At 66.2% G+C, this 25,216-nt stretch carries 25 protein-coding genes; 14 read left to right on the plus strand and 11 right to left on the minus strand.

All coding sequences use genetic code 11. The features are described 5' to 3' along the window. Positions 1–18: 18 nt before the first annotated feature. From pilQ to H5407_RS06640, 5 genes are read right to left on the minus strand one after another with little or no spacing between them, the layout of a single operon-like run. On the minus strand, positions 19–2,157 hold the full coding sequence (gene pilQ / locus H5407_RS06620) for a type IV pilus secretin PilQ (protein WP_404935601.1): 2,139 nt from the start codon (positions 2,155–2,157) through the stop codon (positions 19–21). A gap of 14 nt (positions 2,158–2,171) precedes the next feature. Then, entirely contained in the window at positions 2,172–2,702 is a 531-nt protein-coding gene (locus H5407_RS06625; RefSeq protein WP_183103651.1) for a pilus assembly protein PilP, read from the minus strand. Beyond that, positions 2,699–3,397, minus strand: coding sequence for a type 4a pilus biogenesis protein PilO (locus H5407_RS06630; protein WP_183103652.1), 699 nt, complete (start codon positions 3,395–3,397; stop codon positions 2,699–2,701). Before H5407_RS06630 ends, H5407_RS06625 begins: the two co-directional genes overlap by 4 nt. Positions 3,398–3,401: 4 nt before the next feature. Next, positions 3,402–4,001 carry a PilN domain-containing protein gene (locus H5407_RS06635; protein WP_183103653.1) on the minus strand — a complete coding sequence of 200 codons (600 nt, stop codon included), beginning with the start codon at positions 3,999–4,001 and terminating at the stop codon, positions 3,402–3,404. Then, on the minus strand, positions 3,998–5,077 hold the full coding sequence (locus tag H5407_RS06640) for a pilus assembly protein PilM (RefSeq protein ID WP_183103654.1): 1,080 nt from the start codon (positions 5,075–5,077) through the stop codon (positions 3,998–4,000). Before H5407_RS06640 ends, H5407_RS06635 begins: the two co-directional genes overlap by 4 nt. 302 nt (positions 5,078–5,379) lie before the next feature. On the opposite strand from H5407_RS06640, the gene H5407_RS06645 reads away from it, so the two are divergent. Then, entirely contained in the window at positions 5,380–7,731 is a 2,352-nt protein-coding gene (locus H5407_RS06645; RefSeq protein ID WP_183103747.1) for a penicillin-binding protein 1A, read from the plus strand. 91 nt (positions 7,732–7,822) lie between these two features. On the opposite strand, the gene cyaY is transcribed toward H5407_RS06645, so the two are convergent. Further along, on the minus strand, positions 7,823–8,182 hold the full coding sequence (gene cyaY, locus H5407_RS06650; protein WP_183103655.1) for an iron donor protein CyaY: 360 nt from the start codon (positions 8,180–8,182) through the stop codon (positions 7,823–7,825). A gap of 115 nt (positions 8,183–8,297) precedes the next feature. Between cyaY and H5407_RS06655 the strand changes: the two genes are divergently transcribed. Further along, complete coding sequence (locus H5407_RS06655) at positions 8,298–8,420, plus strand: LPS translocon maturation chaperone LptM (RefSeq protein ID WP_255501118.1); 123 nt, start codon at positions 8,298–8,300, stop codon at positions 8,418–8,420. Positions 8,421–8,441: 21 nt separating this feature from the next. Here H5407_RS06655 and H5407_RS06660 read toward each other — a convergent pair whose 3' ends face one another. The 3 genes from H5407_RS06660 to H5407_RS06670 form a co-directional block, all read right to left on the minus strand. Further along, entirely contained in the window at positions 8,442–9,200 is a 759-nt protein-coding gene (locus H5407_RS06660) for a DUF3047 domain-containing protein (RefSeq protein ID WP_183103657.1), read from the minus strand. A gap of 132 nt (positions 9,201–9,332) precedes the next feature. Continuing rightward, on the minus strand, positions 9,333–10,460 hold the full coding sequence (locus H5407_RS06665) for a porin (protein WP_255501109.1): 1,128 nt from the start codon (positions 10,458–10,460) through the stop codon (positions 9,333–9,335). Between the two features lie 262 nt (positions 10,461–10,722). Further along, positions 10,723–11,739, minus strand: a complete 1,017-nt coding sequence (locus tag H5407_RS06670; protein ID WP_183103659.1) for a porin — start codon at positions 11,737–11,739, stop codon at positions 10,723–10,725. A gap of 310 nt (positions 11,740–12,049) precedes the next feature. On the opposite strand from H5407_RS06670, the gene coq7 reads away from it, so the two are divergent. Next, positions 12,050–12,685 (plus strand): 2-polyprenyl-3-methyl-6-methoxy-1,4-benzoquinone monooxygenase, encoded by a 636-nt coding sequence (gene coq7, locus H5407_RS06675; protein WP_183103660.1) that lies wholly within the window; start codon positions 12,050–12,052, stop codon positions 12,683–12,685. An 18-nt stretch (positions 12,686–12,703) separates the two neighbouring features. Here coq7 and H5407_RS06680 read toward each other — a convergent pair whose 3' ends face one another. Beyond that, positions 12,704–13,126 carry an OsmC family protein gene (locus H5407_RS06680; RefSeq protein WP_183103661.1) on the minus strand — a complete coding sequence of 141 codons (423 nt, stop codon included), beginning with the start codon at positions 13,124–13,126 and terminating at the stop codon, positions 12,704–12,706. Positions 13,127–13,588: 462 nt separating this feature from the next. On the opposite strand from H5407_RS06680, the gene ilvA reads away from it, so the two are divergent. Both ilvA and H5407_RS06690 read left to right on the plus strand, forming a co-directional pair. After that, a complete protein-coding gene (gene ilvA / locus H5407_RS06685; RefSeq protein WP_183103662.1) occupies positions 13,589–15,166 on the plus strand; it encodes a threonine ammonia-lyase, biosynthetic in 1,578 nt (525 codons plus the stop codon). A gap of 89 nt (positions 15,167–15,255) precedes the next feature. Next, a complete protein-coding gene (locus H5407_RS06690; RefSeq protein WP_183103663.1) occupies positions 15,256–16,374 on the plus strand; it encodes a nicotinate-nucleotide--dimethylbenzimidazole phosphoribosyltransferase in 1,119 nt (372 codons plus the stop codon). A gap of 51 nt (positions 16,375–16,425) precedes the next feature. On the opposite strand, the gene H5407_RS06695 is transcribed toward H5407_RS06690, so the two are convergent. Continuing rightward, positions 16,426–17,088, minus strand: a complete 663-nt coding sequence (locus H5407_RS06695) for a hypothetical protein (protein ID WP_183103664.1) — start codon at positions 17,086–17,088, stop codon at positions 16,426–16,428. Positions 17,089–17,182: 94 nt separating this feature from the next. On the opposite strand from H5407_RS06695, the gene gspG reads away from it, so the two are divergent. The 9 genes from gspG to gspD all read left to right on the plus strand — a co-directional run bounded on the left by gspG (position 17,183) and on the right by gspD (position 25,215). After that, positions 17,183–17,626, plus strand: a complete 444-nt coding sequence (gspG, locus tag H5407_RS06700) for a type II secretion system major pseudopilin GspG (protein WP_183103665.1) — start codon at positions 17,183–17,185, stop codon at positions 17,624–17,626. Positions 17,627–17,645: 19 nt separating this feature from the next. Beyond that, the gene (locus H5407_RS06705) at positions 17,646–18,095 is read left to right on the plus strand and encodes a GspH/FimT family pseudopilin (protein ID WP_183103666.1); all 450 of its coding nucleotides are present in this window, start codon (positions 17,646–17,648) and stop codon (positions 18,093–18,095) included. Continuing rightward, positions 18,095–18,475 (plus strand): type II secretion system minor pseudopilin GspI, encoded by a 381-nt coding sequence (gspI, locus tag H5407_RS06710; protein ID WP_183103667.1) that lies wholly within the window; start codon positions 18,095–18,097, stop codon positions 18,473–18,475. The genes H5407_RS06705 and gspI overlap by 1 nt, the downstream gene beginning before the upstream one ends. Then, on the plus strand, positions 18,475–19,260 hold the full coding sequence (locus H5407_RS06715) for a type II secretion system protein J (protein WP_183103668.1): 786 nt from the start codon (positions 18,475–18,477) through the stop codon (positions 19,258–19,260). Before gspI ends, H5407_RS06715 begins: the two co-directional genes overlap by 1 nt. Before the next feature lie 8 nt (positions 19,261–19,268). Further along, positions 19,269–20,237, plus strand: a complete 969-nt coding sequence (gspK, locus tag H5407_RS06720; protein WP_183103669.1) for a type II secretion system minor pseudopilin GspK — start codon at positions 19,269–19,271, stop codon at positions 20,235–20,237. A 134-nt stretch (positions 20,238–20,371) separates the two neighbouring features. Next, complete coding sequence (gene gspL, locus H5407_RS06725; RefSeq protein ID WP_183103670.1) at positions 20,372–21,640, plus strand: type II secretion system protein GspL; 1,269 nt, start codon at positions 20,372–20,374, stop codon at positions 21,638–21,640. 22 nt (positions 21,641–21,662) lie between these two features. Next, the gene (gspM, locus tag H5407_RS06730) at positions 21,663–22,175 is read left to right on the plus strand and encodes a type II secretion system protein GspM (protein WP_183103671.1); all 513 of its coding nucleotides are present in this window, start codon (positions 21,663–21,665) and stop codon (positions 22,173–22,175) included. Then, positions 22,172–23,002 carry a type II secretion system protein N gene (gspN, locus tag H5407_RS06735; protein WP_183103672.1) on the plus strand — a complete coding sequence of 277 codons (831 nt, stop codon included), beginning with the start codon at positions 22,172–22,174 and terminating at the stop codon, positions 23,000–23,002. The genes gspM and gspN overlap by 4 nt, the downstream gene beginning before the upstream one ends. A gap of 2 nt (positions 23,003–23,004) precedes the next feature. Next, positions 23,005–25,215 (plus strand): type II secretion system secretin GspD, encoded by a 2,211-nt coding sequence (gene gspD / locus H5407_RS06740; protein WP_255501110.1) that lies wholly within the window; start codon positions 23,005–23,007, stop codon positions 25,213–25,215. Position 25,216: the final 1 nt, after the last annotated feature.

A 25,216-nucleotide genomic window follows, 5' to 3' on the forward strand; every position in this document is an offset into this window, starting at 1 on the left:
CCGCGACACCAGTAGCACTTATTTTCCGCTCACCCGATCCGTCACCACCTTGGGGGTGATGAAGATCAGCAATTCCGTCTTGCTCGAGGTCTTGGCCCTGTTCTTGAACAGATTGCCAACCACCGGCACGTCACCCAGGAACGGCACCTTCTTCACGTCCTCATGCTCTTCCTGGGTAAAGATGCCCCCCAGCACGACAGTGCCGCCATTCTCAACCAGCACCTGAGTCTTCACATGCTTGTTGTTGATGGCATAGCCCTGGGGCGTGAGGACGCCACGGCTGTCCTTGTTCACATCGACGTCCAGGATGACATTGCCCTCGGGCGTGATCTGCGGCACCACCTCAAGCTTCAGCACCGCCTTCTTGAAGGTCACGGCCGTTGCGCCGGCTGAGGTCGCCTGCTGGTAAGGAATTTCCTCACCCTGCTCGATCAGGGCCTTGGCCTGGTCCGCCGTCACCACGCGCGGGCTGGACACGATCTTGCCGCGGCCATCCGCCTCCAGGGCCGACAGCTCCAGGTTCAGGAAGCGATTGGCCGTGGCGTTGAACAGCGTCAGCGCGAAGGTCTGCGGAGCGCCGCCCAGCACGCTCGGGGCCGGCAGGCTGATCAGCTGGGTGTCGTTGTAGGTGCGCGTCGCGCCGGGCTGCAGGGTCTGGCCGCCCACAGCATTGTAGTTGCCGCCAATGGCCACATAGTTGTTGCCACCCATGTTGTAACCGGGAATGCCGCCTTGCGAGGCGCGCACATCATTGACGCCCAGCTTCACGCCCAGCGAACGGCCGAAGCTGTCATCAGCCTCGACGATGCGTGCCTCGATCAGCACCTGACGAACGGGGATGTCGATCTTGGCGATCAGCGCCTGAACTTCTTCCAGCTTGGTGGAAGTGTCATTGACGAACAGCTGGTTGGTGCGGGACTCGGAGATCACGCTGCCCCGCGACGAAAGAATGCGCGAGTTGGCGCCCCCGCCGCTGGTGCCGGTCAGGCCCTTCAGGATGTCCTCAGCCTTGACGTAGTTCAGCTGGAAGGACTGGGTCCGCAGCGGCTCCAGTTGTGCCAGCTGTGCCTTGGCCTCAAGGTCCGCCTTCTCCTTGTTGGCCAGCTCCTCCTTGGGCGCAATCCACAGCACATTGCCGGACTTGCGCAGCCCCAGGCCACGGGCCTGCATGATGATGTCCAGGGCCTGATCCCAGGGCACGTCCTTCAGGCGCAGGGTCACGTTGCCGGTCACGGTGTCGCTGGTCACCACGTTGAAGTTGGTGAAGTCTGCGATGACCTGCAGCAGCGCACGAACTTCGATGCTCTGGAAGTTCAGGGACAGCTTGTCACCCGCGAAACCGGGGCCTTGCACCAGCTTGTTGGGGTCCACCTTCTGCGGACGCACTTCCAGTACGAACTGGTTGTCACTCTGGTAGGCACTGTGCTCCCAGGCGCCCTTGGGCTCGACGACCACGCGGACCTTGTCGCCCATCTGGCTGGCACTCACGTACTGCACAGGGCTGCCGAAATCGGCCACATCCAGGCGGCGGCGCAGCTCAGGCGGCAGGCTGGTCTTGGGGAACTCCAGTACCAGGTTCTGGCCCTGCTGCTGGATGTCCACCCCCACCTGGTTGCTCGGCAGGCTGATGACCACGCGGCCGGCACCGTCCACCCCGCGGCGGAAATCGATGTCGCGCAGGGTCTGGCTAGCAGCATTGAGGCTGGGAGCGAAATGCATGGGCTCGGCAGGCTTCGCCGACGGGGCCGCAGCCGTGGTCTGCGCGCCCGGGTTCTCCAGGATCACCAGCAGGGCCTTGTCCTCAAGCTGCGCTCGGTAGCTGGAAGCCTGGCGCAGGTTCAGCACCACGCGTGTGCGCTCGCCTGCCTGGGCGACGCTGGCAGAGCGCAGATTGCCTGCGTTGATCTCTACGGTGTTGCGTCCCATGCCATTGGCAATGCCCGGCAGGTCCAGCGCGATGCGGGGAGGCGCCTGCACGACGAAGCCGGCAGGGATGTCCTTCAAGCTCTCATTGAGCTCGATTCGAACGACCTCAACGCCCGATTGCTGCAAAGTGCTGATGGACTTGATTGCGTTTTGCGCCCAAGCCTGAAGCGGCAGCAAGGCCACCGCTACTACGCCAACCGCCCACCGACGCCATTGAGTCATACCGCTCATCTCCGACAAATTCTTCATCGTCCCTTCTCCTGCAACTGGAGGGTGCTTGTGCGTTCTATCCATTCGCCCGCAGCGTCCTGGACGACTTCCCGCAGGGTGATCTCGGTTTCGGAAATCTGGGTGATCCGCCCGAAATTGAGCCCCAGATGGTCACCCTGCTTGACCTGATACAGAAGCGCGTCCACTTTCAGCAGCGCAAATGGACGCCCCTGACGCACCAGACTGCCCACCATGGCCATCGAATCAAGGGGGAAGGATTCCAGCGGCTCTTTGCGCCGGTTCATTTCCGCCGTGAGCAGCGAGTTGGGCTGCGCCGCCTCCTGCTTGACGGCCACACGCAGCTTCTGGGAGCTGAACGGGTCCACGCTCAGCGCCGCATCGTAGGGTTCAGGCGAAAACTTCTTCGGCGGCGCCAAGGGCTGAACGGTGGCACGTATTTCGCGTCGTTGCTGGGCCGTCCAGTCCTGCAGTTCGGACAGGTCGCTGCCGCAGCCACTGAGGCTCAAGGCCGCGAGGCTCAGGGTGATGACTGTCAGGCGCTTCATTTCTTGGCTCCCGAACCGGCACCCGTCTTGCTCTTGCGCTGCTCAGCGACTTCGCCCGCGTCCAGGTATCGGTAAGTACGCGCCAGGGCTTCCATCGTGAGGGCGCCCGAGAGGCCGGGCTCTCGCGACTGGATGGCTGTCAGGTTGAGGTTGCTGAGCGTGACGATGCGTGACAGGTTGGCAATGTCTGCGGCGAAGGAGCCGATGTCGTGATATCGGCCCGACACCTTCAGCGAAATGGGCTTTTCGGCATAAAAGTCCCGCACCACTTCCGCACCGGGGCGGAAGAGCTCGAACTGCAGGCCCCGGCCCACGCCGGCATTGTTGATGTCCGAGAGCAAGGCGTCCATCTCGGCCTTGCCTGGCAACTGCTTTTCCAGCTGAGTCACGTATTCCTCGACCTGGCTCTTCTGCTTGCGCAGCTCGGGCAGGTTCACGGCCTGGATCAGTTTGTTCCGGAAATCCTGGCGCAGCCCCGGCTCCTTGGCGGCCTCAGCGTCCAGACCTGCTTGCGCGTCAGCCAGAACCAGGAACCAGCCGGCCGTCACGGCCAAGGCGGCCGCAATGATGAAGGCCAACAGGCGCGGCGCCAAGGGCCACTGGCCCGGCTCCTGCGGGTTGAGTCCCCTGAACTGATCCTGGACCTCTTGGAACCAGACGTTCAGATCGAATTTGGCAGATGAGTTCTTGGCCATGTCGTCAGGGCTTCTTGGGAGGCTGCCCCTTGGCCGGCGTTTCCGCCACCGGAGCCTTGATGGAGACCCGCATCGTGAATTCGAACAGGCGCTTCTGATCCTTGGAGTTGACGACACCGGCCTGCCGGATTTCCACGAGATCCGGGTTGAAGAGCCACTCGGAAGACCGCGAGGTATTGCGGATGAACTCCGAGACACGGTCCTGGGTCTGCGCCAGACCGTTGACCGTCACGACCTTGTCAAGCTGGCGGATGCTGGTCAGGAAGATGCCTTCGGGCACCTGCCGCACCAGCTCGTTGAGCAGATGTACTGGCATGTTGCGATCGGTCTGCAGATCCTCGACAGCCTTCTGGCGGGACTTCAAACCCTCGATCTCGGCCTTGAGGGTGGCAATGTCCTTGATCTGATCATCCAGCAGCTTGTTCTCGCGCTTCAAGTACTCATTGCGAGCGATCTGCTGGTCGGTCATCTGCTGCAGCAGCAGCATGCCGGCACCAACAATCAAGGCACCGAAGGCCACCGACAGTCCCAGCCAGACGAAGAAGGCTGTCTTGCGACGCTTGCGCTTCTCCGCGCGATGCGGAAGGAGGTTGATCAAAATCACTGGAAGAACCTCCGCATCGCAAGCCCGCAGGCGGTCAGGTAAGCCGGAGCCTCACGGCGAAGCTTGGACTCGCGCACGGCCGAACCCAGCTCCATGCTTTCGAAGGGATTGACCACCATGCAAGCAAAGCCGGTCAGCTCAGTGACGCGATCCTTGAGCCCGGGCAGCGTGGCCGTCCCGCCAGCCAGCATCACGTAGTGCACCTTGTGGTGCGGGGTGCTGGTGAAGAAGTACTGCAGCGCGCGGCCAATCTCCTGGGACAGGCTATCGACGAAGGGTTGCAGCACCACCGTCTCGAAATCCTCGGGCAGCTCATTGGCCAGCTTCTTCTGCTCGGCCTCCTCGAAGGAGAAGCCGTACTGGCGCGAGATGAGCTGCGTCAGTTGCGAGCCGCCAAAGGCCTGGTCACGGTCATAGAGCATCTCGTCGTCGCGCAGCACCTTCAGACTGGTGGTGTCCGCACCGATCTCGAAGAGCGCCACCAGAGCATCCTTGCCCTCCCCCGGCAATGCGGCGACCAGGCGGCCCATGGCCAAGCGCGAGGCGTGAGACTCGATGTCCAGCACTACGGGACGCAGGCCCGCAGCTTCCGCCAGGCCCTGACGGTCCTGGACTTTGTCCTTGCGTGAGGCGGCGATCAGCACTTCGACATCACCAACGGAAGTAGGGCTGGGGCCCAGCACGCAGAAGTCCAGACTGACTTCGTCCAGGGAGAACGGGATGTACTGGTTGGCCTCGGCTTCAACCTGGATTTCCAGCTCCTCTTCCCGAAGCCCCGCCGGCAGCATGATCTTCTTGGTGATCACCGCCGACTGCGGCATGGCCAGCACGGCGTCACGGGTCTTGGTGCCGCTGCGGGCCACCACCCGACGCACGGCGTCGGCGACTTCGTCGAACTTCTCGACCTGGCCGTCAGCGATCCAGCCTTTCTCGAACGACTCCATCGCGAAGCGCTCGAGCACCATCTCGCCATTTTTGTTCTGACTGAGCTCGACCAGCTTGACGCTGGATGAGCTGATGTCCAAGCCAATCACGGGCGGATGCTTGCGACCCAGCAGTACGTCAAGAATTCCCATGACGCGGTTCCCCCAACACGCTTTGCAGGCGTCGGATTGTTAATAAGTTACTTGAATGCTAGCAGTAAAGCCTATGACACCGTTCAAAAAACGGCCGCCAGCACGTAACACCACGTTGCGAAACATACACGGCTTTCTACGCCGATCTGTCCCCGAAAAGAAGCCCTTTCGTACTGAATCCGAACCTTTCAACGGAGGAGCGGTGATTCAAAGCGCGGCAGAGTGCCGTTTCTATAATGATTTGCCCTCACTGGAGCCCCATGAGCAAATCCAAATCATCAAACGTGTCCACTTCGCCTGATATGGACGCGAAGGATGGGAAGACGGCGTCGCGTCGTCACCACACACCGGCCTATCGCTTCGTCTGGCGCCCCCTGATGTGGCTGGGCGGCCTGACCCTTGGGGGAGTCGCCGCCATCGCCTTGCTGCTGGCTCTGGGCCTGTCCATGGCCTATCCGAACCTGCCGGACATCTCGGGTCTGACCGACTACCGCCCCAAGCTGCCGCTGCGCGTCCTCTCGGCTGACGGCGTGGTGTTGGCCGAGTTTGGCGAAGAGCGGCGCAATTACCAACCCATCAAAGACATCCCCAAGGTGATGCAGGAAGCCATCCTGGCCATCGAGGATGCCCGCTTCTACCAGCATGGGGGTGTCGATTACTTGGGTGTGATCCGCGCTGGGCTGGCCAACGTGGGTGAGGCGCGCAGCCAGGGCGCCTCCACCATCACCATGCAGGTGGCACGCAATTTCTATCTCTCGACCGAGAAGACCATGACGCGCAAGATCTACGAGATCCTGCTGGCGCTCAAGATCGAATCGGCCCTGAGCAAGGAACAGATCCTCGAGATCTACATGAACCAGATTTTTCTGGGGCACAAGGCCTATGGCTTCGCGGCCGCCAGCGAGGTCTACTTCGGCAAGCCGCTCAAGGACATCACGATTGCCGAGGCCGCCATGCTGGCCGGACTGCCCAAGGCGCCCTCGGCCTACAACCCCATCAACAATCCGCGCCGCGCCAAGATCCGCCAACAGTACATCATCGACCGCATGCTGGAGAACGGCTACATCACTGAGGAGCAGCACGCGCAGGCCAAGAGTGAGGTGCTGCGCTACCGTTCGCTCAGCGATACCACCAGTCACGCCGAGTACGTGGCCGAGGCCGCGCGGCAGCTGATCTTCACGCAGTACGGCGAGGAAGCCTACAGCCGCGGGCTGGACGTCTACCTGACCCTGCGCCACGACGAGCAGATGGTGGCCTACCGGGCACTACGCCGAGGCATCATGGACTTCGAGCGCCGCCAGGTCTACCGCGGTCCCGAGGCCTATATCGACCTGCCCGCCGACCCGAAGGACATGGACGTGCGCATCGCCGAAGCGCTGGCGGACCATCCGGCCAACGACGAATTGCTGGCCGCTGCCGTCCTGGAGGCCGACCCCAAAAAGGTCGTGGCCGTGCTGCAGAGCGGCGAGAGCCTGACCATCACTGGCGAAGGACTCAAGCCAGCCACCTCCGGCCTCTCGGAACGCGGCAATCCCAAGACCCGCATCCGGCGGGGCGCCATCATCCGCGTCCTGAAGCTGCCCAAGGGAGACTGGAGCATCACCCAACTGCCCGAGGTCGAGGGCGCCTTCGTCGCCATGGATCCACGGGACGGGCGCATCCGCGCCATGGTCGGCGGTTTCGACTACAACAAGAACAAGTTCAACCATGTCACCCAGGCGTGGCGCCAGCCGGGCTCCAGCTTCAAGCCCTTCATCTATTCGGCGGCGCTGGAGAAGGGTTTCACGCCCGCGACGGTGGTCAACGACGCCCCGCTCTTCTTTGACGCCACCACCACGGGCAGCCAGCCCTGGGAGCCCAAGAACTACGACGGCACCTTCGATGGCCCCCTGCCCCTTCGCAAGGCTCTGGCCAAGTCCAAGAACATGGTGTCCATCCGCGTTTTGCAGTCCATCGGCGTGCATTACGCGCAGGACTGGATCACCCGCTTCGGCTTTGAGGCGGAGAAGCACCCTGCCTACCTGACCATGGCTCTGGGTGCCGGTTCGGTGACGCCCATGCAGATGGCCCAGGGCTACGCCGTCTTTGCCAACGGCGGCTACCGGGTCACACCCCAGTTGGTCGCCAAGCTGACGGACCACAAGGGCCGCGTGCTGTACGAGGCACAGCCGCGCACCCTGGGAGACGACGCCAGGGCCGTGGAGCCCCGCAATGCCTTCCTGATGAGCAGCCTGCTCCAGGAGGTCACGCGCAGCGGCACGGCAGCCAAGGCACAGGCTCTGCTCAAGCGGCCGGACATCTATGGCAAGACCGGCACCACCAACGATTCCATGGACGCCTGGTTCGCCGGCTACCAGCAGGGCCTGGTCGCCGTGGTCTGGATCGGCTATGACCAACCTCGCAAGCTGGGCGACCGTGAGACCGGCGGTGGCCTGTCCCTGCCGGTGTGGATCGAGTTCATGGGCTTCGCCCTGAAAAACGTCAGCGTGGCCGAGATCCAGCCGCCCGAAGGGGTGGTGCAGGTCAACGGTGAATGGTTCTACGACGAGTACGTCGGCACCTCGGGCGTCCGCGCCCTGAGCAATGATGCGGGCATTCCGCCTCCGGCCAGCGAGGAGGAAAAGAAGAGCATCCTGGACCTGTTCAGGCGCTGAGCGTCTGCCGCTCCCTGCAAGAGCAAAGGCCGCCCGAGAGCGGCCTTTTGTCTTCAACGGACGTGCCGGCGCAGTCCCTGCCAAAGCCCCGTCAGGGCCGAGGCGCCTCGAACTGCAAGGGTTGCCCAGCCTGGGCGGACGCTTCTTCGGACAACAGGGCATGGAACTCGCGCCCGCCACGTTCCAGCCAGAGCCCGTCCACATAGCGGAAATGGAAGCCGCCGGCCTTGGCAGCCACCCACAGCTCCTGAAGCGGCGGCTGCGTGTTGATGATGATCTTGCTGCGATTGGGGAAGCTGAGCTCCAGCAGGCCGCCGGTACGGTGCGTGTCGATGTCAATCACATCGCCGTCCAGCCAGGCATCGATCCGGGACTCGATGCCCAGCAGGATCGCGTCCGTGCGAGCGTGGTAGTCGGCGTCATCAAGGGGCGTGGCGGTGAGTGCATTCATGACCGATAAACTTGCAGCTATGAAGACCTATCAAGCTGCCAGTTTAGTCGCCACTCGGTGCCGCCCGACCCGCAAGGCCCTGCGGTCGATGCGGTCGCGTCGCATCCGTGCCGGCATGGCGGTATCGCTGCTGGCCAGTGTGCTGTGGCTCTCGGCCTGCGGGCAGAAGGGACCCCTGACCTTGCCGCCGGCAAAGGCAGCAGCATCGGCAGCGGCTGCCTCCAGCCCCGCGCGCTGAGCACGCGCCGCTCGGCGAAGCTCAGAAGCGCAGGCTGCCGGGCAGGTCCCGATAGGCGGCATCCAGAAACTGCACCGGACCGTAGCATGCCTGCGCCGAGCCATGCCCGTTATCAGCATCGGTCATCAGCGCAGCGCCGACCAGCGGCCCCGCCGCCTCGCCAAAGGCCAGGCGGTAGTCCTCGGCAACATTGCGGCTGAAGCTGAGCCAGCCGCCTCGCTTGTCATGGCCGGAGCCGATGACGATCTTGCGGATCCGGTCGCTGCGCGGGCTCACCTTGACCGTGCCGGGTGCGGCCTTGGCATCCCAGACGTACATCAGCGTGGCATAGGGCGGCGGCTCCCCCATGATGGCCTGAGCCAGCTCGAACAGCATGCGGTTGCGCAGCGACAGTTGCCCCACATCGCCGTCAAAGGCCAGCACCAGGCTCGCGGGGGCATCATCGATATCCGGATCGTCCACTTCGCGGCTGGATTCGAAGCGATCGATCCACCATTCGAATCGAACCTCCTGCAATTGCTCGACAGGCAGACTGAGCCGCCGGCGCAGCAGGCTGGCCGACGAGCGGGCACTGGCCTGCACACAAGGCCGGCTGGCCCGTTCGTTCATGCTGTAGTGCGTGCGCGCCTTGCCAGGCAGCTCCCGGACAGACCAGTCCTGCGGCAGGGCCGCCACGCCCGCCTCCGGCTCGGTCTGGGCCGACTCAGAGGCAGGGCGATGGGCGCAGGCCACAAGGCTCAACACCCAACCCAACAACAACCATTTCTTGAAGGCGCTCATGTACTGCTCCAGACCCGCTGCAGCCAAGACTAGCTGCTTCGCGTCTCAGCGCCGTGATGCTGTGCACAGCATCTGTCGACACGATGAAAAAGGGCCCCGAAGGGCCCTGGATTGCGCGAAGAAGTGCGCAGATCAGAAGCGATGGCGGATGCCCACCGTGTAGCCCATGCGCGACTTGGCGTTGTTGGGCGTGCCGGCGCTGCTGTTCAGGCTGGCGTGATCGCCCTTCAGCGAGGTGCGGTCGATCTCGGCGTAAAGGTCCGTGCGCTTGGACAGGGCGTAGTCAGCCACGGCAGACCAGAAGGTGGCCTTGAGCTCCAGGGCGGACACGGCGCCAGTCTGCTTGGCGCTGTAGAAATGCGTGCCCAGGTTCAGCTGGGGCGACATTTGGTAGCCCATGCCCAGGGTCCACATGGTGCGCTTCTTGAGGCCCAGCAGGGCCGCGTTTCCGCCCATGGCTGCGTCGTAGCCGGTACCACCGTTATTGAACGAGGCCCACAGCAGCGTGCTGGCGACGGTGGCGCCATCCGCCGCGGTCGGCGTGCCCTCCACCTTGTTCTCGCCCCAGCCGGCGTTCAGATACCACTCGCCCATCTTGTAGGAACCACCGAAGGTCGTGGCCTTGATCTTGGCACCCGAGGGCAGACGGTAGTCCTGTGCACCCACGCCGGCGGAAATGCCGTCGGCCGAGTAACGCAGCACGCCGCCGAAGGTACGGCCGCCGCCGCCCTCACCGGCCGAGAACTGCAACTCACCACGGATGGGTCCCTGCTCGAACAGATACTTGACCATGTTGTCGGCACGAGCGCTCAGCGCCAGACCCACTTCAGGCTTGTAGACGTCGAAATAGGGCGAGTAGGGGTAGGAAACATAGGTGCTGGTGACCAGGTCGAACAGCACGTTGTACTGGCGGCCGATGGTCACACGGCCGAAGTCGCTGCTCTGCAGGCCGACCCAGGACTGCATCCAGAAAGGCAGCGGGGCCGGGTTGGCCGAACCGGTGTCCAGGTTCAGGCGGTGCTCCAGGTTGGCCAGCACCTTCATGCCGCCCCCCAGGTCTTCGGTCACGTTGACGCCCAGACGACTCTGGGAGAAGCCGCCACCCACAACGCGCGTGATGGAGCCGCTGCCGCTCACGCCTTCATTCGTGGTCATGCGCACGCCACCGTCGGCAATGCCGTAGAGCGTCACGCTCGACTGGGCGTAAGCAGCGCTCACGCTGGCAGCCAGCAAACCCAGAACCAGAGTAGCCTTCTTCATGAATCTGTCTCCTGCTGTAAGAATGAAGAGTCGCATTGGATTCTGTGACAGATGCCCCTGCAGGCCTAGCCGGATCGTTGCAGTCCACCCACAAGCACTAACCCTGTCGCCGCGGTGACAAGACTGAATTGGAGCTGACAATCGGCGCCATTCGCCGCCGTTCGCCACCTTTTTGCAGCGGATCGCACCAATGAAAAAGCCGCCCCAGGGGGCGGCTCGTGCGGCCGGGCCGGCGGACCCAAGTGGCCCGCCGAGAGCCACATCAGAAGCTGTGACGCACGCCCACTTCGTAGGCAGAGGACTTCTGACCAGCGGCGGCAGCCGGGGCGCCGGCAACGGCGACCTTGGAGTTGCCCTTGTTGTCGATCTGCGAGTAGGTGGCGTACAGAGCCGTGCGCTTGGACATGTCGTGGACATAGCCGAAGGACAGGATGTTGAGGTCGTCAGCGACCTTCGCGGCTGCCACGGCGTCATTGGCATTGGAGCGGGCGTAATGCACACGCACCGAACCTTCCTTGGTGACGGGCACCTTGGCACCAATGGTGAAGATCGACTGCTTGTAGGCGTCGAACTTGGTGTTGGCCACGGTGGCCATCACCACGGCTGCGCCGAAGTCGTAGGAAGCGCCCAGCACGGACAGCTTGTACTTGCTGCCCTTGGCGTCGGTCTGCGCGTAGGCGCCGGCGACGTTCAGTTCCTTGTCCTTGTAGCCCAGGCGAGCCGAGGTGTACTTCTTGGCATCGGCGCCTTCGCCAGCGCCCAGTTCGAAGGTGCCGTAGATGCCACCCAGAGTCTCGGGCAGGCTGTAGGCGATCTGGTTGTCCGAACGGTTCAGCGTGTCGGCGCCGCTACCCAGGGCGGAGTAGGCCTTGGTGAGCTCGGCAATGCCGGTCGTCTCGAAGGGCGTGAAGCCGTCGATGACCAGGCGGGCAGCGACCTTATGGCGGCCGATGCGCAGCTCACCCATTTCGGCGGAGCTCAGGCTCACGGTGGCACGGCGGCCCCAGAAGCGGCTGGAGTCAGCGCTGCCGGTGTCGGGATTCAGGGCGCCTTCCAGCCAGAAGCCGGCCTTCAGACCTCCACCGAGGTCTTCCGTGCCGCGCACGCCCAGACGGCTTGCGTTCAGGCCGTCGGTGCCGACTTGCTTGATGGTGGCGCTGCCGGTCTTGGCAGAACGCACGTTGGCGTCGATCACGCCGAACAGGGTCACGGACGATTGGGCCGCAGCGGCACCAGCGAAGGCGGCCAGCACGGCTCCCACCAGGACAGTCTTTTTCATTTGTAGCTCCGAAAGAGTCATCAGGGGTCAGGCAACCATGACGATCTGAGGCTTTCGAGCAGCAGGCCGCATGGAAGTTGGCGTGATTGAACCAAAGGTTTTCCCTGATGCGCCACCTGCAAATCATGACAGTTTGTCATGCGTTGTCGCATGACAACGACGATCAAACATTTGCTTATGTTCATATGACTGTCACGAACCAAGACAAGGACGGCGGCGGGGATTTGCGCCAGACAGGCAGCAAGAGGCCTTCAACAGTGCTCATCCCAAAGCCTATTTACACTGCAGGCTTCCCGCTCACGCGTCTGTCATGCCAACGACCCTCGACTTCAAGGACCGCCTGCTGTCCGCCACTGGCCACGGCCTGCTAACCGTATTCGGCCGACCGGCCGCCGGCCGTCCCAATCCGGCACAGAGCTCGGCTGCGTCGCTGGACGAGTCGCAGCGCAGGCTGGCCGGGGCGCTGATGCGGGTGAACCACGTCGGGGAGGTCTGTGCGCAGGCGCTGTACCAGTCGCAGGCCCTGCTGTCCCGTGAGGAGCCCCTGCGCCGGCAGCTCGAAGCCGCGGCCGCCGAGGAGATCGATCACCTGGCCTGGACGCGCGAGCGCCTGGACGAGCTCAAGGATCGCCCCAGCCTGCTGAATCCGTTCTGGTATGGCGGCGCCTTTGCCTTGGGCAGCCTGGCCGGCTTGATGGGAGACCGGATCAGCCTGGGCTTTCTGGTCGAAACCGAACGTCAGGTCGAGCAGCACCTGGCCTCGCACCTGGACCGGTTGCCGGCCGAAGACCTGCGCTCGCGCGAGATCGTCGATCGCATGAAGGCTGAGGAGGCCGAGCATGCGCAGCACGCCCAGGAGGCCGGCGCAGCCGAACTGCCGACGCCAGTGCCGGGCCTGATGCGCCTGGCCGCCCGCGTGATGACCACGGTGGCGCACCGGCTCTGAGGAGCCGGCACCGGCCTATCAGGCCTCGACGATGTCCACCGAGGTGGTGATGTTGGCCGTCTTGGCCAGCATGATGCTCGCCGAGCAGTACTTCTCATGAGACAGGGCGACGGCCCGTTCCACGGCGGCGCGGTCCAGTGCCTTGCCACTCACCACGAAATGCATGTGGATGCCAGTGAACACCTTAGGGTCCGTGGCGGCACGTTCCGCCTTGAGCTGGACCTGGCAGCCGCGCACGTCGTGGCGACCGCGCTTGAGGATGAGCACTACGTCATAGGCGGTACAGCCGCCTGTGCCGGCCAGCACCGTCTCCATGGGGCGTGGAGCCAGATTGTGCCCACCGCCCTCGGGCGCGCCATCCATGGCCAGCATGTGGCCGCTGCCGGTCTGGGCAACGAAGCTCATGCCGTCTGCGCCCATCCAATTGATCGTGCATTCCATGGCGCGCATTGTGGGCCCAAATCGAAAACCCCATCGCCCCCCGACCGCCGGCAGACCGGCTTCCGATGCGCCGCCGGAATTCGCAAAAAGTCACACCAATCGCCCAACTAGAGATGCCGCTCCAATACCAGGGCACTTTGGATATTGCACCGCAGCATCGCGCAACATAGAATCAATTTCATTGGGGATGACGGAGTCGCAAACGTATGCGCACTCGTTTTGTGCATTAATTCGCACCACTTCGGCCCCTGCCCTTTGTCTCCTCCACCGCCTCCATGGTGGATTCAACCCGAAGCTGCAAGGCTTCGGGTTTTTTTTCGCCCCGGCGGGCAGCCGGGCAGCATTCGCGCACCGTCTCAGGGCCCTTGCTCAAGGGCGACGCCTCGAGCCCGACGCCTCCACCTGGGTCCGGAGGGCGCCGCTTATGATGCAGTGCCGCAACACCCGCATTGGAGTTCGCAGATGGCTGGCCAGGTTCGCAAGCGCCGCTCCCCGTCCACCCCGCCGCAGTCGCCTGCACTGATTCCGGCCAGCAACAGCTATCTGCAACGAATTCTGAACGCCAAGGTCTACGACGTCGCCATTGAGACGCCGCTGGACGCCGCCCGCAATCTCTCGCGCCGCGTCGGCAACAAGGTCTACCTCAAGCGCGAGGACCAGCAGCCGGTCTTCAGCTTCAAGCTGCGCGGGGCTTACAACAAGATGGCCCACCTGGCGCCTGAGCAGTTGCAGCGCGGCGTCATCTGCGCCTCCGCAGGCAATCATGCCCAGGGCGTGGCACTGTCCTCCCGCAAGCTGGGCTGCCGCGCGGTGATCGTGATGCCGACCACCACGCCCTCGGTCAAGATCAACGCGGTCCAGGCCCTGGGGGGCGAGGTCGTGCTGCACGGCGAGAGCTTCTCCGACGCCTACCTCCACGCGCTGGAGCTGGAGAAAGCGCAGGGCCTGTGCTTCGTCCACCCCTTCGACGACCCGGACGTCATCGCCGGCCAGGGCACCATCGCAATGGAGATCCTGCGCCAGCACGAGGGCCGCATCGATGCCATCTTCGTGGCCATCGGCGGTGGCGGCCTGATCTCGGGCGTGGCCGCCTACATCAAGGCCGTGCGCCCGGACATCAAGGTCATCGGCGTGCAGACCCGAGACTCCGACGCCATGGTGCGCTCCGTGCGTGCCGGCAAGCGCGTGCAGTTGCCTGACGTCGGATTGTTCTCGGACGGCACCGCCGTCAAGCTGGTTGGCGAGGAGACCTTCCGCATCACCCGCGAGCTGGTGGACGACTTCGTGATCGTCGATACCGATGCTGTCTGCGCCGCCATCAAGGACGTCTTCGAGGACACGCGCAGCATCCTGGAACCCGCCGGCGCGCTGGGCGTGGCCGCAGTCAAGCAGTACTGCGCAGCACAGGGCGTGAAGGGCCAGACCTTCGTGGCCATCACCTGCGGCGCCAACATGAACTTCGACCGCCTGCGCTTCGTCGCCGAGCGCGCCGAGGTGGGTGAACAGCGCGAGGCCGTCTTCGCGGTGACCATCCCCGAGGAGCGCGGCAGCTTCAAGCGCTTCTGCGAGCTGCTGGGCCCCCGAAACGTCACCGAGTTCAACTACCGCATCTCCGACAGCAGCCTGGCGCATGTCTTCGTGGGCGTCTCCACGCAGAAGCGCGAGGAGGCGCAGAAGGTGATCCGCCAGCTCAGCCGCCAGGGCTACGAGACCGTGGACCTCACCGACGACGAGCTCGCCAAGCAGCACGTGCGCCACATGGTCGGCGGCCGCAGCGAGCTGGCCGAGAACGAGCGTCTGTTCCGCTTCATTTTCCCGGAGCGGCCTGGCGCCTTGATGAAGTTCCTCTCCAGCATGCACCCGGACTGGAACATCAGCCTCTTCCACTACCGCAACCAGGGTGCTGACTACGGCCGCATCCTGGTCGGCATCCAGGTTCCGCGACGGGACAACGCCGCCTTCAAGCGCTTCCTGGATTCGCTGAACTACCCCTTCGTGGAGGAGACGGACAACCCGGTCTACCGACTGTTCCTGCGCTGAGTGCCTGGGCGGGAAATTTCGGCAGGCAAGGCGGTCGGCATGACGCACAATCCGGGCCAGCGGCGCAGGTCGCCGGCCCGTCAGCGCCCATGTCCATCCACCAGTCCCTGATCTCCCCGACTGCCAATCCCGAGCTGCGGCGCGCCCTGAGCGAGCGTCTGCAGCGCCGTGCCGCCCTGGCCGGCGGGCTGGGCGAGCTGGAGCCCCTGGCCATCCGCCTGGGGCTGATCCAGGACAGCCTGACGCCCCGCTTCCGCGATCCGACCCTGGCCCTCTTTGTGGCCGATCACGGCCTGGCCGTTGATGGCCTTCCCCTCATGTGGGGCCGGACCACCAAGGCGCACGCCGACCTGCTTCTGCACAACCGCTTGCCCTGCAGCGTGCTGGCACGCACGCAGGGCCTGCAGCTGTCGGTGGTGGACTGCGGTATTGCCGACGAGATGCCGCCCAACCCGCGCCTGCAGTCGCGCAAGATCGCCCATGGCACGCGCAACAGCCGGCTGGGTCCCGCGATGAGTCTGGAGCATGCCCATGCTGCCGTGCGCGTAGGCATGGAGATCGCCGACAAGTTCAGCGGCAACGTGCTGATCTGCGCCGGCCTGGGCCAGGGGGCCTTCGAGTCCAGCGCCCTGGTCATGTCGCGCCTGTGCGACCTGCCGGTGAAGGACTTCATCGTGTCCGGCCCGGACATGCGCCAGGACCAGCTGGACCCGCTGCTGAGCCTGCTGCTGGCCTGCCAGGCCCGCCACCGCGAGGTCGTTGATCCCATGGATGTGCTGGCGGCCTTCGGCGGCTTCGAGACCGCCGTGATGGTTGGCGCCATGCTGGTGGCCGCCAGCAAGAGGCATCTGATCATCGTCGATGGCCTGCCGGCCTGCGCCGCGCTCAAGGCCGCCTCCATGATTGCCGCCCCCGTCACCGACTACGCCGTCTTCTGCCGCAGCCACACCCACCACGGTCTCGATCAGGCCCTGGCCCAGTTCCATGCAGCAGCGCTGCTGGAACTGGGGCTGGACAGTGCCGACGGCTGCGGCGCCTTGCTCGCCTGGCCCATGCTGCGTTCGGCCGCGGCCCTGCTAACCGATCTGCACGACTCCGCCGACACGCTCATGCCCCCGCCCGTGCCACCCGCGGTGCGCGTCTCGGGCCCCGGGCGCCTCAGCAGCCGCCCCGGTCTGCTTGGACTGCCGGGCGACACCGAGTCGTGAGCCAGCCTCACCCCAAGAAATGAAAACAGGCCGCCCGAGGCGGCCCTTTGCTCAGCGCAGGGGCAGGCTGTTGGGCCCCGGCTGCGGTGGTGGCACCTGATTGGGCTGCGGCGCCATATTGGACTGGGGGCGCGTCGGCGGTAGTGCCGCGGGCGGCATGACACCGGGCACCACGCCTGGGTCCTGCTGCACGCCCATGGGCGGCGCCAGCGACTGCGCGGCAGGCGCCATCGGTGCGGCCAAGGCATAGGTCGCGGGCGGCTGCGTGTTCATGGCCACGCCCTGTGCCGGCAACAGCGGCGCCAGCGTCAGCGTGAAGGCGGGCTGGCCCGGACGGCCAATGCTCACCGCATTGCCGCTGATGGACAGCAACTGGCGTTCGCCATCCACCAGGGCGCCCACGCGCACCGTGCGCGGCGGGCCGCCGTCAACCGAGATCAGGGCCACCCCCTCCTGCTCATGGCCATCAATGCGCTTGGGCGCCACCAGGCCCATCAGCTTGAAGCGGTTTTCATCAGGAGAGGGTGCCGCCTCGGACTGAGCGGGCGTGGCCCCGAGCAGGCGGCTGAGGTCCGAGCGCGGGGCCGCGGTGTCGGCAACCGCTACGGTCTGAGCCGGCGCAGCAGGCGAGCGCAGGCCCAGCGCCATACCCCAATAGACGATGGCCAGCCCCAGCAGGGCCCAGACAAGAAAGGCACTCAATCGAGCAATCATGCGGCGATTATGATTCAGCGCTGTAGTGCCGCCATGGCCCCCGGGTAAACCATGCCCGGGTGGCTTCGTCCAAATCTTTGTGGCTCCTGACGTCATGCAATCTCTTCGCGTCCGTTCTTCCCGCGCCGGCCTGGCGCGCGGCTTTACCCTGATCGAAATCATGGTGGTGCTGGTCATCATCGGCGTGCTGGCCGCGATGATCGGCCCCTCGGTGCTGAATCGCGTGGGCGAAGCCAAGACCACGGCCGCACGTGGCGACATCAGCGCCATCATGCAGGCCCTGAAGCTCTACAAGCTCGACAACGGCCGCTACCCCACGGCCGAGCAGGGTCTGCAGGCCCTGGTGCAGAAGCCCACCAGCGGCCCGGCGCCCAGCAACTGGAAGAGCTATCTCGAGAAGCTGCCCAAGGATCCTTGGGGCGGTGACTACCAGTACGCCTACCCCGGCGTGAAGGGCGAAATCGATGTCTTCAGCTACGGCGCCGACAAGAAGCCCGGTGGCGAAGGCGACGACGCCGACGTCGGCTCCTGGCAGTAAGCCCCCGCAGGCCCTGCCCATGCGCGCCAGCCGCCAGCGCGGCTTCACCATGATCGAGATCCTGGTGGTGATGCTCATCGTCGCCATCGCCTCCGTCTCGGTCACCCTGGCCCTGCGCGACAGCAGCCAGACTCAGCTGGAACGCGAGGCCGAACGCCTGGCAGCCCTGCTGGAATCGGCACGGGCCGAGGCGCGCGTGGCCGGCATCCCCGTGCGCTGGCGCCCGGTCGAGGACTCCAGCGGCAGCGGCTTCCGCTTCGAAGGCCTTCCTGAACGCATCCAGATGCCGCGGCAATGGCTGGGCGAGGAGATGCATGCCGAGGTCGAGGGCGCGCCAAGCCTGCTGCTCGGGCCCGAGCCCCTGATCCCCGCGCAGGCCCTGCGCCTGCGGCATGGCAACTACACCGTGCGCATCAGCAGTGACGGCCTGTCGGCTTTCGCGGTGCAGCCCGCCACCCAGGATCCCTGATGCACCGCCAGGCCCCTGCTTGCCGCGCTCCGCGCGGCTTCACGCTGATCGAGGCCTTGGTCGCGCTGGCCATCGTCGCCGTCACCTTGGCGGCGGGCCTGAAGGCCGCAGGTGCGCTGAGCAACCATGCGGCACGGCTGGCCCAGATGACATCCGCCCAGTGGTGTGCCGAGAACCAACTGACCGAGCTGCGCCTCTCGGGCCAGTTCCCCGACATCGGCGAGAGCGACTTCCAATGCCAGCAGCTGGGCCAGAACTTCACCGGACACATGCTGGTGCGCGCAACGCCCAATCCCAACTTCCGCCGCGTCGATACCCAGATGCGCGACGAGCAGGGCCAAGGCCTGCTGAGTATCACCACCATCATGGGGCGCAACTGATGCACGCTCGCCGTCGCATCCGGACCGGCTTCACCCTGATCGAGGTGATGGTCGCCCTCGTCGTGCTGTCCGTGATGGCGCTGATGGGCTGGCGCGGGATCGAGGCCATGCTGCGCACCCGCGAGATCGCACAGGCCAATCTCGAGACCACGGCACGCCTGCAGACCGTGCTGGCCCAGTGGGAGCAGGACCTGCAACAGCTCGAGGAGGGCCGTGACAGCGGTGTCGATGCCCTCAGCTTCGACGGCGCCACCCTGCGCATCACCCGCCATCGCCCAGAGGGGCTGCAACTCGTAGCCTGGGGGGTTCGCGAGGGCAGTCTCTATCGCTGGGAGTCGCGCATCGCCCGCACGCGCGGCGAGCTGCAGACGGCCTGGGCCCAGAGCCAGCAGGCCCTGGTGCTGGACGAGCGGCGGCTCAAGGCCTTGGAGGGCGTGCAGGGCTGGCAGGTGTATTTCTTCCGGGGCAACAGCTGGAGCAACGCACAGTCCGCCGACGACGTCGAGAAGGACAGCTCCCAGCCCCCCGCTGCGGGGGCCGGCAAGGGTAGCAGCACGGGCAGCGGTACGGGCAGCACCACCGGCCAGAACAGCGGCACAGGCGCAGGCACAGGCACAGGCTCCGGCAACCAGGGCTCGAATGCCGGTGCCGACAAGGACAAGAACCCCAACGCCCCCACTCGCAAGAAGCTGCCCACCGGCGTACGCATGCAGCTGCAGTTCCAGGACGGCCAGGGCTACGGCGGCCCGCTGCTGCGCCAGATCATGCTGGGCCCGCAGTCATGAGGCCCGCGATGCACCCCGCCCTGCCGCGACAGCGCGGCGCCGCCCTGCTCACGGCCTTGCTGCTGGTGACCCTGGTGACCAGTCTGGCGGCCGCCATGATCTGGCGCCAGTACCGCGCCGTGCAGATCGAGACCGCGGACCGGGCCCGCGCCCAGTCCGCCTGGATCCTGCAGGGCGCCCTGGACTGGGCCCGCCTGATCCTGCGTGAAGACGCCCGCGCCAACCAACGCGAGGCCGTCGATCACCTGGGCGAGGTCTGGGCCGTGCCGCTGGCCGAGGCTCGCCTGTCCACCTTTCTGGCCGCCGACCAGGAAGGCAAGAAGCCGCCCGGCGACGAGACCGCCGATGGCCCCGAGGCCTTCCTGTCCGGCCAGCTCAGCGATGCCCAGGCCCTCTACAACCTGCGCAACCTGACTCTGGGCGAGCAACTGCCTGCGGCCGAGCTGCGCACGCTGCAGCGCCTGTGCGATAGCGCCGGCGTGCCCTCCGGCACCGCGCAACTGCTGGCGAAGCAGCTGCGCGCCGCTGCTGGCCTTGTCGAGGACAAGAACCAGGCGCCGCTGATGCCCCATACCGTGGACGAACTCGGCTGGCTGGGCCTAAGCCCCGACGTGGTCAAGCGCCTCAAGCCCTTCGTGACCCTGCTGCCTCAGAAGACCCCGGTGAACCTCAACACCGCACCGCGCGAGGTCATTGCCGCGCTCTTCGAGGGCATGGACCTGGGCAGCGCCGAGCGCATCGTGCGCGACCGCATCAACCAGCCACTGAAGTCGCAGACCGACATCCAGCGCTACCTGCCCCAGGGCGTGCAGCCGGACGAAAGCCGGGCGGGCGTGGCCTCGGCGTATTTCTTCATCACCGGCACCCTGCGGCTGGACGAGCGGGTGCTGCAGGAGCGCTCCCTGGTCTGGCGCAACGGCCTGGAGATGCGTGTTGTTGCAAGGGAGCGTGTAAACCTGATGTTGCAAGCGCCCTAGCTTCGCCAGAATGCGCGTGCGAGCGCCGTGCCGGAGGACCAGGAGCGATACGGCCGCCCGCGTGCGGGCCGCGCCCGCCCCCCAAAGTCCCCAGGCTGCCGCACTCCTAGAATGGCCGCCTTTCAAGAGAGACCATGAGTTCGACCCTGCTGATCCTTCTGCCGCCGCGCGCCCGCCTGGGCCGCGCTGCGCACAGCGACGCGCCCCCGCGAACCGGGCAGGGCGCCGAGCCTATGGAATTCGAATACCTGCTGAGCACGGACGGCCAGGGCATCTCGGCCCAGGGCCGCGCCCTGCCCGCTGAGCTGCCCGCGGCATCGGCCAGCGTCGCCGTGGTCCCCGACGGCGAGCTCAGCTGGCACCAGCTGAAGCTGCCCAAGGCGGCGCGCGGCAAGCTGCAGGCGGCGCTCGCCGGCCTGCTGGAGGAGCAACTGCTGGAGGAAGCGGACGAGCTCCACTTCGCCATCGCAGCCCAAGCCGATGCGGACGATCGCTCCTGGGTCTGCGCCTGCCACAAGGGCTGGCTGCTGCAGCACCTCAATGCCCTCGAGCAGGCGGGGCGGCTGGTGGAACGCGTGCTGCCGCTGAGCTGGCCCGGTGAGGCCGCCCGCGCCCATGTGCTGGACCGCCTGGGAGATGCCGAGGCCCAGGATCACGCCCTGAGCCTCGTCCTCAGCGATGCCCGCGGCGTGAGCCAACTGCCCCTGGACGGCCCGCTGGCCCGCCAGTTGCTGGGCCCTGGCATGAGCGAGCTGGCCTGGACGGCCTCGCCCGACGCCGTGCAGGCCGCCGAACGGTGGCTGGGCCACCCCGTAAGCGTGCAGGCCGCCGGTCCCCGCGCCCTGCAAGCCCTGCAGGGCCCCTGGAACCTGCGCCAGTTCGACCTCCTGCCCCGCACGCGCGGCCTGCAGGCCCTGCGCCAGTGGGGCCGTCAGCTGATGAGCCCCGCTTGGCGGCCCGCCCGGCTGGGCCTGATCGGCCTGGTGCTGGTGCAGCTGCTGGCCATGAATGTGCAGGCCTGGCAGCAGAAGAGCCGGCTGCGCAGCATGCAGGCCGAGATGAGCAGCCTGCTGATGGGCAGTTTCCCGGCGACCCGCGTGGTGCATGACGCCCCTCTGCAGATGCGCCAGGCAGCCGATGCCCTGCGGGCCCGCGCCGGCCTGATTGGCGAGCGGGACTTCGAAGCCCTGCTGAGCGCCGCCGCAACCGCCTGGCCCGCGGACATGCCGCCCGCCGAGGCCCTGAAGTTCGAGGACGGCCGCCTGGTCTTCCCTTCGGCCAGTTGGAGCCCCGCACAGATCGAGGCCTTCAAGCGCCAGTTGGCCAGCGAGGGCTGGGCCCTGGACAGCCAGAACGGCCAGTTGCAGATCAGCCGCCAGCGCGGCACCGCTGCGGGCTCCTGAGCCCCTGGCACGGAAAAGACCCATGGACGCCCCGACTCGACGCCCCCTCCCGCCCCAGCTCCAGGCCTTGCAGCAGCGCTGGCAGGCCCTGCAGCCTCGCGAACGCACCATGCTCCAATTGGGCGGCATCGCCCTGGCGGCCCTGCTGCTGTGGCTGCTCACCCTGCAACCCGCCCTGCGCAGCCTGCGGGAGACCCCGCCGCGCCTGGCCCAGGCCGAGGAGCAGCTGCAGCAGATGCGCCGCCTGGCCCAGGAAAGCAAGACCCTCAAGGACCTGCCCCCTGTGCCGCCCGCTCAGGCCGAGCAGGCGCTGAAGGCCTCTACCGAGCGCCTGGGCGGCAGTGCCCAGCTCCAGTTCAGCGGCGATCGCGCCACCTTGCAGCTGCGCAACATCAGTCCCGAACAGCTGCAGACCTGGCTGGCCGAGGCCCGCAGCGCGGCGCGCGCCCGCACCATCGAGGCCCAGATGCAGCGCAGTCCCTCCGGCTACAACGGCGTGATCGTGCTGGCCCTGGACGGCGGAGCCGCTCCATGATCCGACGCGCCACGCGCAAGCTTCCCGGCGCCGAGCCGCGACTGCCGCGACGCTGGGCGCTGGGCGGCGCGCTGCTGGGCGGCATCGTCGGCCTGGTCCTGTGCGCACCGGCACGTTGGCTGGCCCAGGGCCTGGCCCAGTCCAGCGGCGAGCACCTGCTGCTGGCCGATGCCAGTGGCAGCGTGTGGAACGGCTCCGGTGTGCTGGTCCTGCAGGGCGGTCCCGGCAGCCGTGATGCCGCCAGCCTGCCCGGCCGCCTGTCCTGGTCCGTGGGCCTCGATGGCTGGCAGCCGGTGCTGCGCCTGCGCCAGGACTGCTGCATCAATGACACCCTCTCGCTGCGCCTGCAGCCCGGCTGGGGCCGCCTGCGCCTGGACCTGCCGGCCCAGGACCAGTGGCTGGCCCGCGTGCCGGCGGCCTGGCTGGGGGGCCTGGGCACGCCTTGGAACACCCTGCAGCTGTCCGGCTCGCTGCGCCTGAGCGCGCGCCAGTTGAGCCTGCAGTACCAGGGCGGCCAATGGCAGCAGCAGGGCCAACTGGACTTCGAACTCGTCAACATCGGCTCGCGGGTCTCCACGCTCGCGCCCCTGGGCAGTTACAAGCTGAGCCTGGTGGGCGATGCCCAGAAGCCCGGGCAGACCCGCATCGAACTGCAGACCCTGGACGGTGCCTTGCAACTGCAGGGCCAGGGTCGTGTTGGCGAAGGCCAGCGCCTGCAGTTCCAGGGCGAGGCCTCTGCCGCCGCCGGCCGCGAGACGGCCCTCAATAATCTCCTGAACATCATCGGGCGGCGCCAAGGCGCGCGCTCCGTCATCACGATCGGATGAGCATGAACACGCGTCCCCGCCTCAGCCTCCTGACCCTGGCCCTGGCCGCCCTCGCCGCGCAGCCTGCGCCATCCCTGGCCCAGGCTCCCTCGCAGCCCGCAGCCGGCACGCACAAGGCCAAGAAGCCCGGCGCCGCGGTCAAGGCACAGACCCCGGTCACCCTCAATTTCGTCAACGCCGACATCGAAGCCGTCACCCGCGCCATCGGCGTGATGATGGACAAGCAATTCGTCATCGATCCGCGCGTCAAGGGCACGATCACGCTCTACAGCGAGCAGCCGTTGTCCGTGCACGAGGCCTACCTCAACTACCTCGCCGGCCTGCGCGGCCTGGGCTTCACGGTGGTGGAGAGCGGCGGCCTGCTGAAGGTGCTCCCGGAGGCGGATGCCAAGCTTCAGAGCAGCGCCGTCATCCTGGACAACGGCGCCCCGCGCGGCGACCAGATCCTGACCCAGGTCTACCGCCTCAACTACGAGCAGGCCAACAACCTCGTGCCGGTGCTGCGCCCGCTGATCAGCCCCAACAACACGGTGCAGGCCAATCCCGGCAACAACACGCTGGTGGTGACGGACTACGCCGACAACCTCCAGCGCATCGCCAAGATCATCGCGGCCATGGACACCCCGGCCTCGACGGACCTGGAGATCATCCCGCTCAAGCACAGCGTGGCCTCAGACATGGCCGCGCTGGTGGCCCGGCTGGCCGATGGCGGTGGCGCTGCGGCGGCGCCCAACCAGCCGGCGCTCTCCAGCGGCGGCAGCGCCAGCGTGGTGGCGGACCCACGCAGCAACTCGCTGATCGTGCGAGCCCCCAATGCGGCCAAGCTGGCCGCCGTGCGCAGCATCGTCGCCAAACTGGACGTGCCGGGCAGCGACAGCACCGGCAACATCCGCGTGGTCTACCTGAAGAACGCCGATGCCACCAAGCTGGCCACCGTGCTGCGCGCAGCCTTTGGAGCGGGCGGCAGCACCTCTGGCGGCAGTGGCAGCACGCCGGGCGGCTCCGGTCTGGGCAGTTTTGGCAACAGCACCGCCCCCAGTTCGCCCGTGAACAACCCCGGCCAGGGCATGAACAGCGGCACCAGCGGCTCGGGGCTTTCCGCAGCGGCGACACAGCCCGTCTCGTCCTCGCCCAGCCCCTCCACCGGCGGCTTCGTGCAGGCAGACCCGTCCACCAATGCGCTGATCATCACGGCGCCGGAACCGCTGTACCGCCAGATCCGCAACGTCATCGACCAGCTCGACGGCCGCCGCGCGCAGGTCTATGTCGAGACCCTGATCGTCAAGGTCGATGCCTCCAAGACCGGGGCCTTCGGCGTGCAGTGGCAGAACCTCTTCGGCAACAAGGGCGACAACACCCTCCCGGGCCTGGGCACCAACTTCGGCACCGGTGCCGGCAACATCATCCAGGGCTCTGCCGCGCTTTATGGCGGCTCGGCGTCCCTGGCCTCTGCCGTCAAGGACGCGCCGGCCGGCCTTAACTTCGGCCTGCTGAAAAAGATCGGCGACAAGTACACACTTGGCGCCATCGCCAACTTCCTCGAGACCGAGGCAGGCGCCAATGTGCTGTCCACACCCAACCTGGTCGCACTAGACAACGAGGAAGCCAAGATCGTCGTCGGCCGCAACGTGCCCTTCGTGACCGGCTCCTTCACCAACACGGGCAGCAGTTCCGGCACGGTCAACCCCTTCCAGACCTATGACCGCAAGGACGTGGGCATCACCCTGCGCATCCGCAGCCAGATCGGCGAAGGCGGCACGGTGCGCATGACGGTCTACCAGGAGAACTCCTCCATCGACCCGACCACCAAGGCCGACACCAGCGGCCCGGCCACCGAGAAGAGCGCCATCGAGACCACCGTGTCAGTGGACGACGGCGAGATCATTGTGCTGGGCGGTCTGCTGAAGGACGAGTTCGCCGACAGTGAGGGCCGCGTCCCCGGCCTGGGCAGCATTCCCCTGATTGGCAATCTGTTCAAGAACACCGGCCGTAGCCGCATCAAGACCAACCTGATGGTCTTCCTTCGCCCGGTGATCATGCGCGACCAGAAGTCGGCCGATGATCTGACCCTGGATCGCTACGAGTACATCCGCGGCCTGCAGCAGTCCGGCCAGCCGCAACCCAAGTTCGCCCTGCCAGACACCGGTGCCCCGATGCTGCCGGGCGCCGAAGACAAGAAGCCTGGCCGCCCCATGAGCGGCAGCAAGAACTGAC

This window comes from Mitsuaria sp. WAJ17, from assembly GCF_014174515.1.
In the GTDB taxonomy this organism is placed as follows: Bacteria; Pseudomonadota; Gammaproteobacteria; order Burkholderiales; family Burkholderiaceae_C; genus Roseateles_B.